Genomic DNA, 14,448 nt, shown 5'->3' on the forward strand with positions numbered 1-14,448 from the left:
TTTTTTTATTTTCCGTTAAACGTATTCATGGTATTATTTATACCTGCAGTACCAAAAGATTTAATAATTTCTTTTCCTTTTTCTAATCTTTCAGGAAGTTTCTTTTCTTCTTCTTCCGTCCATTCACCCAATACATAATCTACTTGTCTGCCAGTACTAAAAGCATCACTAATACCAAATCTAAATCTATTGTATTTGGTAGTGTTTAATTTGTCTTGTGTATCTTTTAATCCGTTATGACCTCCATCACTTCCTTTGGTTTTAATTCGAATACTTCCAAATGGTAAATTTAAATCGTCGGTAATAACTAGTAAATTTTCTAAAGGAATTTTCTCTTTCGTTAACCAATACAGAATAGCTTTTCCGCTTAAATTCATATAGGTACTTGGTTTTAGCAAAATAAATGTTCTTCCTTTAAATCTATAGCTAGAAATGTCTCCTAGTTTTTGAGTTTCAAATTGTAGCTCTTCTTTTTCGGCTAAATAATCTAGCATTTTAAAACCAATATTATGTCTAGTGTTCGCGTATTTCTCTCCAATATTACCTAGTCCAACAATTAGAAATTTTTTCATATAATCTATTTCTTCGGCTTTATGTGTAGTCTTCTTTTTTTTGAAAAGAGATGTTAAGAATGTACACATAGAAAATTTTTGTTTTTTGTAAAAATAAAAAAAGCATCCTGAATAAACAGAATGCTTTTATAATTGTATAAATAAATGAATTTATTCTTGAGCTTCATCCGTTGCAGGAGCGTCTCCTTCTGCACCTTCTTCATCTTCATCATCAACAACTGCAGTTCTAGATGTCTTAATTTGACAAACTACGGTGTTGTCTGAGTGTAATAAAGTGTATTTCTCTTGATTTAAATCTGCTACAGATACTTTATCACCAATTTTTAAATTAGTAATATCTATTTCAATTAAATCAGGTAAGTTAGCTGGTAACGCTTTTACACGTAATTTACGGTTGTTTTTTCTTAAAACACCACCATTTTTAACCCCTTTAGAGTTTCCTACTAATTCTACAGGAATATTTAATGCAATTTCTTTATCATCAAATAACTGATAGAAATCTACGTGTAAAATTCTGTCTGTTACTGGGTGAAATTGAATGTCTTGTAATACTGCATTAAGTGTTGTTCCGTCTGTAAGCTCAATTACAACTGTATGCGCATTAGGCGTGTATACTAGTTTAGAGAAAGCTAATTCTGGTGCAGAGAAATGCACTGGTTTGTCTCCTCCGTATAATACGCAAGGAACCTGACCAGCATTACGTAAAGCTTTTGTTGCTTTTTTGCCTACGCTTTCTCTTTGAGATCCGTTGATTGTAATCGATTTCATTGTTTTGTTTTTATATTAATTATTAATTACATTAAAAATTTTGAGCTAATAGATTTGTTGTGGTGTACGTTTTGCATCACTTCCGCAAATAAATCAGCAGCGCTTAATACTTTAATTTTAGCACTTTCTTTTTGAAGAGGAATAGAGTCTGTTACTATTAATTCTTCTAGTTTAGATGCTTCTATTCTTTCGTAAGCATTTCCAGATAAAATAGGATGTGTACAAATTGCTCTAACACTTAAAGCGCCTCTTTCCATCATTAAATCTGCGGCTTTCGTTAATGTTCCCGCAGTATCTACCATATCATCCACTAATACTACATTCTTACCTGTAACATCACCAATAAGTTCCATGTGTGAAATTACATTGGCTTTAGCGCGTTGTTTATAACATATTACAACATCGCTACCCAAAGCTTTAGAATATGCATATGCTCTTTTAGAACCTCCCATATCTGGAGAGGCAATAGTAAGGTTATCTAAATTTAATTCTTTTAAATATGGTAAAAATATTGTGGAAGCAAACAAATGATCTACAGGTTTTTCAAAGAAACCTTGTATTTGATCTGCATGCAAATCCATCGTGATTATTCTAGTCGCTCCAGCAGTTTCTAACATTTTAGCCACTAATTTTGCAGCAATAGGAACTCTAGGTTTGTCTTTTCTGTCTTGTCTTGCCCAACCAAAATATGGTATAACTGCGGTTATATGTCTTGCAGATGCTCGTTTAGCAGCATCTAACATTAACAACATTTCCATTAAGTTTTCTGGGCCAGGGTTTGTGGAACCAATAATAAAAACGCGGGTTCCACGTATAGATTCTTCATAAGATGGTTGAAACTCTCCATCGCTATAAGTAGATGTAATTACATTACCTAAATGTGTACCATAGGCGTCAGCAATTTTTTTTGCTAATACTTTACTTTGCATACAAGAAAAAATCTTTGCTTCAGTAATGGTGTTTGACATGATTAATCTATTATTAATTAGGCTTTTAAGTCGCCTGATTTTTATTGAGGTGCAAATTTAGAGTTTTTTTTCATTTTATACAGCATTTACACGTAATTTTTAAAGGTTATTTAGAAAAATAAATTAGTTTTGCAAAACTAAATTGCTCAAGTGGCGGAATTGGTAGACGCGTCGGATTCAAAATCCGATTCTCCGGAGTGCGGGTTCGATTCCCGCCTTGAGTACAAACCTTAACAGAAATGTTGAGGTTTTTTATTTAATATTATATATTTTCACGCAACCCAAATACTTAAACTTATGTTAGAAGAATTCTGGTTTAACGTACAATATGGTATAAACCATGTGTTAGACATTAATGCTTATGATCACGTACTTTTCTTAATAGTGCTTGCTGTTCCCTATATTTTTAAAGATTGGAAAAGGGTTTTAATGTTGGTGTCTATCTTTACTTTAGGACATACATTATCTTTAATATTAGCCGCCTATAATGTGGTTTCTGTAAATGGTAAATTGGTAGAGTTTTTAATTCCTATTACCATTTTGGTTATCGCTGTTTTTAACGTTTTTACTGCTGGTAAAACAGCCAAAAGCGATAAAGTTGGCGTTTTATTTTTCTCAACACTCTTTTTTGGTTTAGTGCACGGTCTAGGTTTTGCAAGAGAGTTTAAGATCATGGTAGGTAGAACGGAAAACAAACTAATAACACTTTTAGAGTTTGCACTAGGTATAGAGCTAGCGCAAATTATTATCGTTTTTGTTGTGCTATTTCTAGGTTTTTTAATGCAAACTATTTTTAGATTTTCTAAACGAGATTGGGTTATGGTAATCTCTGCCGTAGTCATTGGTTTAGTAATTCCAATGATTATCCACAGTAATTTCTTTTAAGGGCTCTTAAAGTTTGGTAAAACTTTAACTTACAAGTGTTGTAATTAAAATACGAAGCAAGTATCTTCGTTATACCTCTTGGTATGAAATGTTTATAGGGTAAAACCATTCTAACTTCAAAATAGTATATGTCAGAAAAGAAGAAGCTTAAATATGATAAAGCGTATTTAAGGATTGCAACAGAATGGGGAAAGCTATCGGCTTGCGAACGTAAACAAGTTGGTGCTTTAATAGTAAAAGACAGAATGATTATTTCGGATGGTTTTAACGGTACACCAACTGGTTTTGAAAACTATTGTGAAGATGAGGAAGGATACACCAAATGGTATGTATTACATGCAGAAGCTAATGCTATTTTAAAAGTAGCATCTTCTACACAATCCTGCAAAGGAGCAACGTTATATATCACGTTATCTCCATGTAAAGAGTGTAGTAAACTAATACACCAATCCGGAATTGTAAGAGTAGTATATAATCAAGCATACAAAGACGATTCTGGTCTGCGTTTCCTAGAAAAAGCAGGCATAAAATTAGAATTAATTGAAGATTTAAAAGCATAATGAATAACACAAAAAAATATCTACCATTAATTCTTGGAGTTGCCATTGCAGCTGGTATTTTTATAGGCGGAAAATTAAATTTCACAGATTCTTCAGATAGGTTATTTACGGCAAATAGTAAAAAAGATAAACTAAACAGACTTATAGATTATATCGATTATGAATATGTAGATGAGGTTAACACAGATAGCATTGTAGATGTAACCGTAAACGGAATTCTGGAAAACCTAGATCCGCATTCTGTGTATATTCCTAAAGCGGACATGCAACGCGTAAGCGAAAACATGAAAGGAGATTTTGTTGGTATCGGAATTAGTTTTTATACCTACAAAGATACTATTGCGGTTATACGAACCGTGCATGGAGGTCCTAGTGAAAAAAGAGGAATACAAGGAGGAGACAGAATACTTATTGCTAATAAGGATACTTTATTTGGGAAAAATTATTCTAATGATACTATTGTAAGTAAGCTTAAAGGGCTTATGGATAGTGACGTAAAACTGAAGGTTTATAGAAAAGGAGAACCTGAACTCTTAGATTTTGAAGTGACTAGAGATCATGTGCCAATTACTAGTGTAGATGCAGCGTATATGTTAACCAATACGTTAGGCTATGTGAAAATAAATCGTTTTGCAGAATCTACTTTTAAAGAATTTAAATCCGAATTAAAAAAACTTCAAGAGCTTGGTGCAACACAGATTGCTTTAGATTTAAGAGGTAATCCAGGCGGGTTTTTAAATATAGCGGAACAGATTGTAGATGAGTTTTTAGAAGACGATAAACTTATTCTGTTTACCAAAAATAAACGCGGAACCATAGAAAAAAGCTTTGCAACCAAAAAAGGAGATTTTGAACAAGCAGATGTTTTTGTGCTTATGGATGAAAATTCTGCATCTGCAAGTGAGATAGTTGCTGGAGCTCTACAAGATAATGATAAAGGAACCATAGTTGGTAGACGTTCTTATGGTAAAGGTTTGGTGCAACGCGAAATGCAACTTGGTGATGGTAGCGCAGTGCGATTAACCGTTTCAAGATATTACACACCAACTGGAAGGTCGATACAGCGTTCTTATAAAAACGGAAACAAAGATTATTACGATGAGTATTTTTCACGTATAGATAGCGGTGAATTGCTGGATCCAGAAAAAATAGAAGTAGCAGATTCTCTTAAGTTTACAACGCTAAAAGGAAAAGTAGTGTATGGTGGTGGTGGCATTATTCCAGATGTATTTGTGCCTTTAGATTTAAGTATGCAAAATGACACCTTTAACTATTTGCAACAAACAGGGTTTTTAAATTATTTTGTTTTTGAGCAATTAGATAAGCAAAGAGAAGCGTATGATAATTTAACGCAAGAAGATTTTGTAAAGGATTTTATAATCACAGAGGATGTGGTACAAGATTTTCAAGAGTATTTAAGAGAGCGTTTAAAAAGAAATATTACTTTTTTAACCTTTAAGGAAGAAATTAAACTGCTTATTAAAGCTGCTTTAGGCGAGCAATTGTTTGGGGAAGGTACGTACCAAGAAGTTATAAATCAACAAGATATTATGATTGAAGAAGTTATTAAGTTGAGTGAAGAAAACTAACTAACCCTTATCATGTATCTTAGTATGTGCGCCATTATTCCAAAGGGTTAAAATATCGGTAGCAACATGTGCGCCACTACCAGAAGCAATTGCAAATTGACTTCGCCAACCAGCTAAAGATCCTGCAACATATAAACCTTCCTCTATTTTATGGTCTGTGTTTTTTAACCAAATTCTATCTTTATCTTTTGCAGATCTAGGATGTGCTTCAATATAATTATCTAGTCCTTTTATGGTCATTAAATTGGTGTACCCAACGGCAATTACTACGCATTTGGTAAGATATGTTTCTTTGTTTGTAATAACCGTAAAGCCAGTTTTGGTTTTAATTATTTCACAAACCTTTTCGTTTTCTATTTGTGTAATATGAGGGTATTGTGAGCTAAGCTGCTCTTTACCTTCTTCTAAAATAGTTGCTCCTGTAGTTCCTGGCTGTAAGCCTAATACATTATTAAATAATGCATTTTGTAAGTGTGATGTCTTTTGATGCATTATAATACCAACGCGTTTGTTTTTAGCAAAGGCTTTGTTTTGGGCAGAACCTAAAACCAATGCACAAGACATTCCTGCTGCTCCACCACCAATAATAAGAGCATCAAACATTAGTTTCTGTTTTTTAGTTGTTTGTTTACTTTTTTAGAAAGCCTTAAAACTTGTAATAAAGCAATGGCGCATAGAGAAGTGAAAATGGTAATTAGTGCAACTACACTTTGTCCTTCAAAAAGAGCATTGAAATCTATTTGCGTCAGGTTGAAAATAATTAAACCTGAAGCTATAATGGTAAATATAATGGTGAATATTTTCATGTGTTTTTAGTTATTGTTTTTTGGTTATAGGTAATATGTATACAATGCCTTTTATTGGATTAAATCTGCAAGCAGAGTTGTTTCCGTTATATAAAAAGGGCTTTAATATTGTGTGCAAATAATTTTACTGCAATAGCTAAAAGAATAACACCAAATACTTTTCTAATGATGTTAATTCCGTTTTGACCAATAAGCTTTTCAATTCTTGCAGAGGTTTTTAAAACAATAAAGATAATTAAAACGTTTACTAAAACAGCAACTATAATATTTTCAATTCTAAACTCTGCGCGCAAAGAAAGCAGGGTTGTTAAACTTCCTGGTCCTGCAATTAATGGGAAAGCTAACGGGAAAACTGAAGCAGTTATAGGGCTTACTCCATCATCTTTATATAATGTGATACCTAAAATCATTTCTAAAGCAATAAAAAATAAGATAAAAGAACCTGCAACTGCAAAGCTATTTACATCGATACCAATTAAAGACAATAAACTCTGACCTAAAAACAAAAAGACAATCATAATTATTCCCGAAATTATGGATGCTTTTCCGCTTTGTATATGACCTACTTTTTTGCGTAAATCAATGATAATAGGAATGTTTCCTATAATATCAATTACTGCAAATAATACCATAAAGGCTGTAAATATTTCTTTAAAATTAAGTTGCATGATTTTAGCTTTTAAATTTCGGTGCAAATGTCGTTATAAAAAAAGGATTCTTAACATTAAATAATCGTAAATTTTATGTGCTTTAATTGTTAGCTTTTTTGACGCAATATCTAGTATATTTGCGGTACTATATCTTTCTTTAAATTACTGTAAATGGTAAGCAATAGTTTTTTGTTTATAGGATATAGGAAAATTAAAGATAGTCATAGTTTCGTTTTTGTTTATATTTAAAGGTAAATAAAAAAGTATAATTAGAATTCGTAATTTAATTAAAGAGAAGTAGTTAGATGTTTCAATTAGGAAGAACAATAGTTTCAGAAGATATTATTCAAAAAGATTTTGTGTGTAACTTATCTGCATGTAAAGGTGCTTGTTGTATAGATGGAGATGCTGGAGCGCCTTTAGATAAAGAGGAAGTTAAAATACTAGAGGATATTTACCCGAAAGTAAAACCATATTTACGTAAAGAAGGTATTGCCGAGATTGAAAGACAAGGTACTTCTATTGTTACTGCTTTTGGGGATTTAGAAACGCCATTAATTAACGGTGCAGATTGTGCTTATGTTATTTTTGATGATAAAAACACTGCACTTTGTGCTATTGAAGAAGCATATAATCAAGGCGATATCGACTGGAAAAAACCAGTATCTTGTCATTTATATCCTATTCGAGTTAAAGAGTATTCGGAGTTTTCTGCTGTAAATTATGATAAATGGGAGATTTGTGATGCCGCCTGTACGCTTGGTGCAGAGCTTCAGGTTCCTGTTTATAAATTTGTAAAACAAGCTTTAATTAGAAAGTTTGGTGAAGATTGGTATAGCGAATTAGAAAAGGTTGCTGATAAAATGAAAAAATAAGTATAGAATTAGTTAAGCTGTTTTTAGTTTTATTTCTTCCGTAGGAATTTCTATAATTACCTTTGTTCCGATTGCTAGATGATTTGCGTCGTATAAATCTAGTATTTCCAGTTTATAATCGTTTGTGAATTGTTTAGAAAAATTTTCTAATCGTTCTTTGGTAATAGAAATACCAACAGATTTTCGTTTTAATGTTTTTTGTCTATTAATTTTTTCTGAAGCTACTCTGCCAATACCATTATCTGTAATGTAAATAGAAACTGCATTGTGTTTTGGTTTTTCAATATGTACATGAATCTCCTTGTTTTTTGTTTTAGAAGATAAGCCATGCCATAAAGCATTTTCTAAAAAGGGTTGTAAAATTAGCGATGGTACTTTAATCACTTCGGCATTTACATTTTTGTCAATTTCTATTTTGTATTTAATTTCATTATCAAAACGGATGTTTTCAATATTCATATAAAGCGTCATGGTCTCTATTTCTTCGGCTAAAGAGATTTCTTTTTCTGTAGATGCGACTAGAATTTTTCGAATAAGTTTAGAGAACTTGTTTAAGTAGTACACCGCGTTTTCCTTTTCATTATTAATAATGTAAAGTTTAATAGAATTTAGTGTGTTAAATATAAAATGCGGATTCATTTGATTACGCAACATATCCTGCTCAAGCATAATAATTTGCTTTTCACTTTTTAAACTTTTTTGTCGGTTTAATACATACAAAATACCTAAGGTTAATAGTGCGCCAAAGACACTTAATAAAAGAATTCTTTTGTTTTGCGCTAAGCGTAGTTTTACAATTTCATTCTCACTAGCGAGCTCTTTTATCTGATTGCTTTTCTTTTCACTTTCATATTTAATAACCAAATCATTTACATATTGCAGGTTTCTTTCGTTGGTTACGGTTTGGTCTAAAGCGACATGTGCTTTGTAGTATTCGTTAGATTTTTTGTAGTCTCCTTTTAATTCGTATAATTCGGAAAGATATTTATAGGCGTCAATTTTGGAGGTTACTAAATTGTAATCGTTAGATTTTTGTAATCCTTTTTTTAAGCTGTTTTCAGATGCTTCAAACCTATTTTGTTTTAATTGTAACCATCCTAAATTAATATAAACAGGAGCAATGTGATATTGGTCGTTTAATTCTAATGCTTTTTCTAAAGCGATATTAAGGGTGACTTGTGCTTCTTTTAGCTTTTCTTGTTTTATATAGATGACACCTATACTATTGTTGCATATTACGCGACCAATATCGGAGTTTATTTGGTTATTGAAATCTAAAGATGTTTTGTAGTCTTCCAGGGCGTCTTCTAATAAACCTTTGCTTTCCTTGACATACCCAATGTTTTGGTAGTTAATGGCTAAGCCTAATTTATTGTCTAAATATTTTTCAATTTCTAAAGACTGATGGAATTGTATTAAAGCTAAATCATATTGCTTTAATACTAAATAAATGTTTCCCATGCTATTTCTAGAAACAGCAATACTTCGTTTTAAAGTAATAGATGGATTCTTTTCTGTTTCGGCAAGATCTAAAGCTTGTTTATGAAATTCTAATGCATAACGAATTAAATCTAACCTTCTGTTTACAACACCAAGCATATTTAAACTAATTACTTGTAGCTCTAAATTATTAGCTTTTATTGCTAATTCTTGTGCTTGCTTATGAAACGCTATTGCTTTATCGTATTTAGAGGTGTTTCTGTAATAGATACCAAGCATGTTTAATGCGTAGCTCTCTCCTTCAAGATAGTTTGCGTCTTTACTTTTTCTAGATAAATAACGCATTTTTATTGTGTCATTGCTAACCGCATCAAAAAGGGAATAAAGTGCTTGGTAGCTATTAGGTTTCTTATCGGTAATGCTTTCTACTTGAACGCTAAAATTAGTAACTTCTGGTTGTTGCGCTTGCAGGCTATTTACTAATAATAAAAGGATTAGTAGCTTAAAATATTTTAAGGGTTTAGGTTGTAGTGTTCGCATATCTTAAAGTCTGTCTAAAAAATCTAGTTTACGTTGCCTAGCAACCGGGATTTTATGGTTGGATTGCATAACCACATAGCCTTCCGTTTTAATAAACTCTTTTACTTTGTTTAGGTTTATAATGTAGGAATTATGAATTCTAAAAAACATTTTATCCGGTAATAGTGCGTCTACTTCTTTTAATTTTTTTGTGACTACCAGCTTTTGATTGTCTTTTAAGATAAGGGTGCTGTAATTGCCGTCAGATTCAATAAAAATAATATCATCCACATGTAAGAAAATGAGCTTTCCATCCGTATTTATAGTGATTTTTTGTTTACTGTTTTCTTCATTAAATTTATAAAATAACTCTTCTAACTTATCGTAATTGATATTTTTAGTGCTTAAATTTTTAAGTTTTTTAATCGTGCTACTTAAGTCATCAGAATCTATAGGCTTTAATAAATAATCTATAGCTTCATGTTTTATGGCTTTAATGGCGTACTCGTCATAAGCAGTGGTGATTATTACAGCAAAATCTTTATTGGTTAGCTTTTCTAAAAACTGAAAACCATCCATAGTTGGCATTTGTATATCTAAAAAAAGACAATCTGGTGTATTTGCCGTTTTGTTTAAAAAAGATATAGCGAGTTCTGGACTAGTGAATGTTTCTATAATTTCTATGTCTTTACTGAAGTGACCAAGCTCCCAACTAAGACTTTGGATCGCTTTATGTTCATCATCTACTATAACTGCTTTTATCATAATATCAAATATAATAATATAAAATGAGGCTATAACTTTATTATGTGTAGCTGGTTGCTTTTTTTGTATAACAAGCTTAATTTTATGTTTACTTAGGTTTTGTGGTTGTTTTTCCTACCAACTATACAAAATTTCTTACCAACTATACATTTGTGTATCTGAATTTTGTATAAAATTAGCATATTAGCATTGCTATTAATTGTAAAAAATTATCAATATTAATTTACTATTAATCGATTTACATAATTTTGAAACACTAAAATTATGGGATTATATTGATTGATTTTTTTAGTTATTTCAGTTAGTTATTTTAGGGAGAAAAACGAGTGTGAAAAACGCTCGTTTTTTTTGTTTTATAAAATTCTTAAAACCCTTGTTTTACTGCTGTTAACAAAACTTTAATAAACCTAAAGTACTGATTATTAATAGGTTAGATTAATACAGTGAAATCCTTTGAAATAGGTGGTAAATGCTAGGTTGTTAAAAACTTGTTGACAACGTTTGCAGAATACCCTTTCTTTTTTAAGTACAATTGTCAATCTTTGTTCAGGGCAAAAAAGCGAAATAGATTTTCTATGTTTTTTTGAAGAATGCTTCCTTTTCTAAACCTACAAAAGGAAATATATAACACGTTTTTACAGATTTATTATTAAGTTTTTGAATGATACATGTCATTCCAAATAACAAACTAGCTATTTAATTAAAAGATTATGGAGATTACTCAAATTATTAAAAGGGATTATGAAACAAGCCCTTTTGTTTTAAATAAAATTACGAATGCCATCGAAAAAGCAATGCTTTCGGTGAGTAATGGTAGTAAAGAAGATGCAAATGCCATTTCTGTAAACGTTTTAAAAACTTTATTAGATAGAAAAGAACAAGACTATAGATATGTGCCAACGGTAGAACAAGTGCAAGATCTTGTAGAAGAAAAATTAATGGAAAGCGCATTTCATGATGTTGCTAAAGCCTATATTTTGTACCGCGATGAGCAAACAAGAAATAGAAAAACAAATATTTTTGAAAAACGTATAAACCTGAAGCCATACGAATATCCAGAACTTAACGATTATGTGGATGCGATTAGACATTCATACTGGATTCACTCGGAATTTAATTTTACTAGTGATATACAAGACTTTAAAACCAGACTTACAGTTGTAGAGCAAAACGCTATTAAAAATACCATGCTAGCCATTTCTCAAATCGAAGTTGCAGTGAAGAACTTTTGGGGAGAAATCTATAATAAATTACCAAAACCAGAGATTGGTTCGGTAGGAGCAACTTTTGCTGAAAGTGAAGTACGTCACCAGGATGCATATTCGCATTTATTAGAGATTTTAGGACTTAACAACGAGTTTAAAAACATTAAGAATAAGCCAGTAATTATGCGTCGTGTGCATTATTTAGAGATGGCTTTAAAAAACTCTAAAAGTGAAGACAATAAAGAATATGCAGAATCTATTTTGTTATTCTCTCTGTTTATAGAACACGTGTCTTTATTTTCTCAGTTTTTAATAATTATGGCATTCAATAAGCATAAAAACATGCTTAAAGGAGTTTCTAATGTTGTGGAAGCAACCTCTAAAGAGGAACAGATTCACGGGGATTTCGGAATCGATATTATTAAAATTATTAAAAGTGAAAATCCAACTTGGTTTGATGCAGCACATGCAAAACAAGTACAAGAATTATGTAAAGAAGCTTTTGATTCTGAAAGTAAAATTATAGACTGGATTTTTGAAGCAGGAGAATTAGAATTCTTGCCAAAAAATGTGATTAATGAGTTTATTAAAAATCGTTTTAATAACTCTTTAGAAAGTATTGGAATTGAAAAAGTATTTGAAATTGATCAAAAATTAGTGGAAAAAACCGAATGGTTTGACGACGAAATTATAGGAACAAAACATGGAGATTTCTTCGTGAAAAGATCTATAAACTATAGTAAAAGAACAAAAAGTATAACTAGCGACGACCTATTTTAAGATGAGCAACCAAACAAAACAGAACACCGAAGCAAACGTAAGCCAAGAGGCAAAAGCTTCCAATTATGACGAATTAATTAACGCTAGAAAAGAAGCCAGAAAAGAAGCCACAAAACAACCAGAGATTAAATGGTTAACAGAAAATAGTCGTAAGTTTTTATCTTCAGGGTACTTAACAGGAGATACAACACCAGAAGAAAGAATTAGAGAAATTGCTGAAAGAGCAGAAGACATTCTAAAAATGGATGGCTTTGCAGACAAGTTCTATGGGTATATGGCAGAAGGGTATTACTCATTAGCTTCTCCAGTTTGGTCTAACTTTGGTAAAAAAAGAGGTTTACCAATTAGTTGCTTTGGTTCGCATATAGATGATGATATGGGAGATATCCTATATACACAGTCGGAAGTAGGAATGATGTCGAAATTAGGAGGTGGTACTTCAGGTTATTTTGGTAAACTACGTCATCGTGGTGCTCCTGTAAAAAATAACGGAGAATCTTCTGGAGCGGTACATATCATGCAACTTTTTGAAAAAATGGTAGATGTGGTAAGTCAAGGTTCGGTAAGAAGAGGTCGTTTTTCTCCTTATTTGCCAATAGATCACAGTGATATTCATGAGTTTTTAGAGATTGGTACCGAAGGGAATCCAATTCAAGAATTAACGCATGGTGTAACGGTTGGTGATGAATGGATGCAAGAAATGATTGATGGAGATGCAGATAAAAGAGCAATCTGGGCTAAAGTATTACAACGTAGAGGTGAAATAGGATATCCATATATTTTCTTTAGAGACAATGCAAACAATAATGCTGCAGATGTTTATAAAGATAAAAACCATGAGATTTATGCAAGTAACTTGTGTACAGAAATCATGTTACCAACTAATGATAGATGGTCTTTTGTATGTGTACTTTCTTCTATAAACTTATTGCATTATGATAAGTGGAAAGATACCGATGCTGTAGAAACGATGGTATACTTTTTAGATGCTGTTTTAGAAGAGTTTATCTCGAAACTAGAAGGATATAGAGATTCCGATAATAGAGACGATAGACAAACCTTCATGTTCATGGAGAAAGCGTATAATTTTGCAAAAGAAAACAGAGCTTTAGGTCTAGGTGCTTTAGGATGGCATTCTTTATTACAATCTAAAATGTTGTCTTTTGATAGTGCGGAAGCATTTAGTTTAAATAGTGAAATATTTAAAACGATTAACGATAAATCTAAAAGTGCTTCGGAAGAATTAGCAAGAGTTTTTGGTGAGCCAGAAGTATTAAAAGGTTACGGAAGACGTAATACTACCTTAAATGCTGTTGCACCAACAACATCTTCTGCGTTTATTTTAGGACAAGTATCTCAAGGTATCGAGCCAATTTGGTCTAACATATATGTGAAAGATATTGCGAAAATTAAAACCACGATTAAAAATCCATTTTTATTGGATCTTTTAGAAGAAAAAGGATTGAATACCAGTGAGATTTGGAAAAGTATTCGTGATTACGATGGTTCTGTACAACATTTAGAAGAACTTACAGATCATGAAAAAGAGGTGTTTAAAACCTATTCCGAAATTGACCAAATGACCATTATTTATCAAGCGGCAAACAGACAGAATCATATAGATCAAGGACAATCTTTAAATATCATGGTGCATCCAGATATGCCGGTAAAAGAGATAAATAAACTATATGTTACTGCTTGGAAATTAGGTGTTAAATCGTTGTACTACCAACACAGTATCAATGCAGCACAACAGTTTAAGCAAAAGAAAGAATGTGCTAGTTGCGAAGGGTAATTAGTATTGTTTATATAAGTGTTAATTAAAAGCCATCTCTAAATGAGGTGGCTTTTTTGTTTGATTAAAGAATGCATAAGTATTTTTGGTTGGTATTGTAGATCTCCAAAAATAGATAGATATAAGTTTAGGATTGTGTTCTACAATTCTAATTGCTAAGGAGATTGTTGGGACGCACCTTTTTCTTGTTGTAAAAAGAATGTTCTTAATATGGGAACTGCATAGTGCCAATAAAAAAACCATCTCAATCGAGATGGTTTTTTTTGTAATA

At 31.7% G+C, this 14,448-nt stretch carries 14 protein-coding genes and 1 tRNA gene; 7 read left to right on the top strand and 8 right to left on the bottom strand.

Translation table 11 applies throughout. The features are described 5' to 3' along the window. Nucleotides 1-5: 5 nt before the first annotated feature. The 3 genes from pth to ACVCXO_RS17280 all read right to left on the bottom strand — a co-directional run bounded on the left by pth (nt 6) and on the right by ACVCXO_RS17280 (nt 2,308). Nucleotides 6-572, bottom strand: a complete 567-nt coding sequence (gene pth / locus ACVCXO_RS17270; RefSeq protein WP_452230841.1) for an aminoacyl-tRNA hydrolase — start codon at nt 570-572, stop codon at nt 6-8. A 150-nt stretch (nt 573-722) separates the two neighbouring features. Beyond that, nucleotides 723-1,340, bottom strand: a complete 618-nt coding sequence (locus ACVCXO_RS17275; protein WP_452230842.1) for a 50S ribosomal protein L25/general stress protein Ctc — start codon at nt 1,338-1,340, stop codon at nt 723-725. A gap of 26 nt (nt 1,341-1,366) precedes the next feature. Beyond that, nucleotides 1,367-2,308 carry a ribose-phosphate pyrophosphokinase gene (locus ACVCXO_RS17280; RefSeq protein ID WP_452230843.1) on the bottom strand — a complete coding sequence of 314 codons (942 nt, stop codon included), beginning with the start codon at nt 2,306-2,308 and terminating at the stop codon, nt 1,367-1,369. A 144-nt stretch (nt 2,309-2,452) separates the two neighbouring features. Between ACVCXO_RS17280 and ACVCXO_RS17285 the strand changes: the two genes are divergently transcribed. The 4 genes from ACVCXO_RS17285 to ACVCXO_RS17300 all read left to right on the top strand — a co-directional run bounded on the left by ACVCXO_RS17285 (nt 2,453) and on the right by ACVCXO_RS17300 (nt 5,342). Then, nucleotides 2,453-2,532 (top strand) — tRNA-Leu (locus ACVCXO_RS17285). 73 nt (nt 2,533-2,605) lie between these two features. Further along, nucleotides 2,606-3,193, top strand: a complete 588-nt coding sequence (locus ACVCXO_RS17290) for a HupE/UreJ family protein (protein ID WP_452230844.1) — start codon at nt 2,606-2,608, stop codon at nt 3,191-3,193. Nucleotides 3,194-3,321: 128 nt separating this feature from the next. Beyond that, a complete protein-coding gene (locus ACVCXO_RS17295) occupies nt 3,322-3,753 on the top strand; it encodes a deoxycytidylate deaminase (protein ID WP_452230845.1) in 432 nt (143 codons plus the stop codon). Beyond that, on the top strand, nt 3,753-5,342 hold the full coding sequence (locus ACVCXO_RS17300; protein ID WP_452230846.1) for a S41 family peptidase: 1,590 nt from the start codon (nt 3,753-3,755) through the stop codon (nt 5,340-5,342). Before ACVCXO_RS17295 ends, ACVCXO_RS17300 begins: the two co-directional genes overlap by 1 nt. On the opposite strand, the gene ACVCXO_RS17305 is transcribed toward ACVCXO_RS17300, so the two are convergent. The 3 genes from ACVCXO_RS17305 to ACVCXO_RS17315 form a co-directional block, all read right to left on the bottom strand. After that, on the bottom strand, nt 5,343-5,945 hold the full coding sequence (locus ACVCXO_RS17305; protein WP_452230847.1) for an FAD-dependent oxidoreductase: 603 nt from the start codon (nt 5,943-5,945) through the stop codon (nt 5,343-5,345). Further along, nucleotides 5,945-6,148 carry a hypothetical protein gene (locus ACVCXO_RS17310; protein WP_452230848.1) on the bottom strand — a complete coding sequence of 68 codons (204 nt, stop codon included), beginning with the start codon at nt 6,146-6,148 and terminating at the stop codon, nt 5,945-5,947. Before ACVCXO_RS17310 ends, ACVCXO_RS17305 begins: the two co-directional genes overlap by 1 nt. Before the next feature lie 86 nt (nt 6,149-6,234). After that, nucleotides 6,235-6,816 (bottom strand): MarC family protein, encoded by a 582-nt coding sequence (locus tag ACVCXO_RS17315; RefSeq protein WP_452230849.1) that lies wholly within the window; start codon nt 6,814-6,816, stop codon nt 6,235-6,237. Nucleotides 6,817-7,103: 287 nt separating this feature from the next. Between ACVCXO_RS17315 and ACVCXO_RS17320 the strand changes: the two genes are divergently transcribed. Further along, on the top strand, nt 7,104-7,673 hold the full coding sequence (locus tag ACVCXO_RS17320) for a DUF3109 family protein (RefSeq protein WP_452230850.1): 570 nt from the start codon (nt 7,104-7,106) through the stop codon (nt 7,671-7,673). A gap of 12 nt (nt 7,674-7,685) precedes the next feature. Here ACVCXO_RS17320 and ACVCXO_RS17325 read toward each other — a convergent pair whose 3' ends face one another. Together ACVCXO_RS17325 and ACVCXO_RS17330 are read right to left on the bottom strand one after the other, a co-directional pair. Continuing rightward, nucleotides 7,686-9,653 (bottom strand): tetratricopeptide repeat protein, encoded by a 1,968-nt coding sequence (locus tag ACVCXO_RS17325; protein ID WP_452230851.1) that lies wholly within the window; start codon nt 9,651-9,653, stop codon nt 7,686-7,688. A 3-nt stretch (nt 9,654-9,656) separates the two neighbouring features. After that, complete coding sequence (locus tag ACVCXO_RS17330) at nt 9,657-10,397, bottom strand: LytR/AlgR family response regulator transcription factor (protein WP_452230852.1); 741 nt, start codon at nt 10,395-10,397, stop codon at nt 9,657-9,659. Between the two features lie 710 nt (nt 10,398-11,107). Here ACVCXO_RS17330 and ACVCXO_RS17335 point away from each other — a divergent pair. Both ACVCXO_RS17335 and ACVCXO_RS17340 read left to right on the top strand, forming a co-directional pair. Next, nucleotides 11,108-12,382, top strand: coding sequence for a ribonucleotide-diphosphate reductase subunit beta (locus ACVCXO_RS17335; RefSeq protein WP_452230853.1), 1,275 nt, complete (start codon nt 11,108-11,110; stop codon nt 12,380-12,382). A 1-nt stretch (nt 12,383) separates the two neighbouring features. Then, nucleotides 12,384-14,177: a ribonucleoside-diphosphate reductase subunit alpha gene (locus ACVCXO_RS17340; protein WP_452230854.1), complete on the top strand. Its 1,794-nt coding sequence runs from the start codon at nt 12,384-12,386 to the stop codon at nt 14,175-14,177. Nucleotides 14,178-14,448: the final 271 nt, after the last annotated feature.

Source organism: Lacinutrix sp. MEBiC02404 (assembly GCF_053601575.1).

Coding starts and splice junctions, on each gene's coding strand:
- ACVCXO_RS17300 (WP_452230846.1), top strand. CDS start 3,753: ATGAATAACACAAAAAAATATCTACCATTAATTCTTGGAGTTGCCATT.
- pth (WP_452230841.1), bottom strand. CDS start 572: ATGAAAAAATTTCTAATTGTTGGACTAGGTAATATTGGAGAGAAATAC.
- ACVCXO_RS17335 (WP_452230853.1), top strand. CDS start 11,108: ATGGAGATTACTCAAATTATTAAAAGGGATTATGAAACAAGCCCTTTT.
- ACVCXO_RS17280 (WP_452230843.1), bottom strand. CDS start 2,308: ATGTCAAACACCATTACTGAAGCAAAGATTTTTTCTTGTATGCAAAGT.
- ACVCXO_RS17290 (WP_452230844.1), top strand. CDS start 2,606: ATGTTAGAAGAATTCTGGTTTAACGTACAATATGGTATAAACCATGTG.
- ACVCXO_RS17320 (WP_452230850.1), top strand. CDS start 7,104: ATGTTTCAATTAGGAAGAACAATAGTTTCAGAAGATATTATTCAAAAA.
- ACVCXO_RS17330 (WP_452230852.1), bottom strand. CDS start 10,397: ATGATAAAAGCAGTTATAGTAGATGATGAACATAAAGCGATCCAAAGT.
- ACVCXO_RS17275 (WP_452230842.1), bottom strand. CDS start 1,340: ATGAAATCGATTACAATCAACGGATCTCAAAGAGAAAGCGTAGGCAAA.
- ACVCXO_RS17305 (WP_452230847.1), bottom strand. CDS start 5,945: ATGTTTGATGCTCTTATTATTGGTGGTGGAGCAGCAGGAATGTCTTGT.
- ACVCXO_RS17325 (WP_452230851.1), bottom strand. CDS start 9,653: ATGCGAACACTACAACCTAAACCCTTAAAATATTTTAAGCTACTAATC.
- ACVCXO_RS17295 (WP_452230845.1), top strand. CDS start 3,322: ATGTCAGAAAAGAAGAAGCTTAAATATGATAAAGCGTATTTAAGGATT.
- ACVCXO_RS17310 (WP_452230848.1), bottom strand. CDS start 6,148: ATGAAAATATTCACCATTATATTTACCATTATAGCTTCAGGTTTAATT.
- ACVCXO_RS17315 (WP_452230849.1), bottom strand. CDS start 6,816: ATGCAACTTAATTTTAAAGAAATATTTACAGCCTTTATGGTATTATTT.
- ACVCXO_RS17340 (WP_452230854.1), top strand. CDS start 12,384: ATGAGCAACCAAACAAAACAGAACACCGAAGCAAACGTAAGCCAAGAG.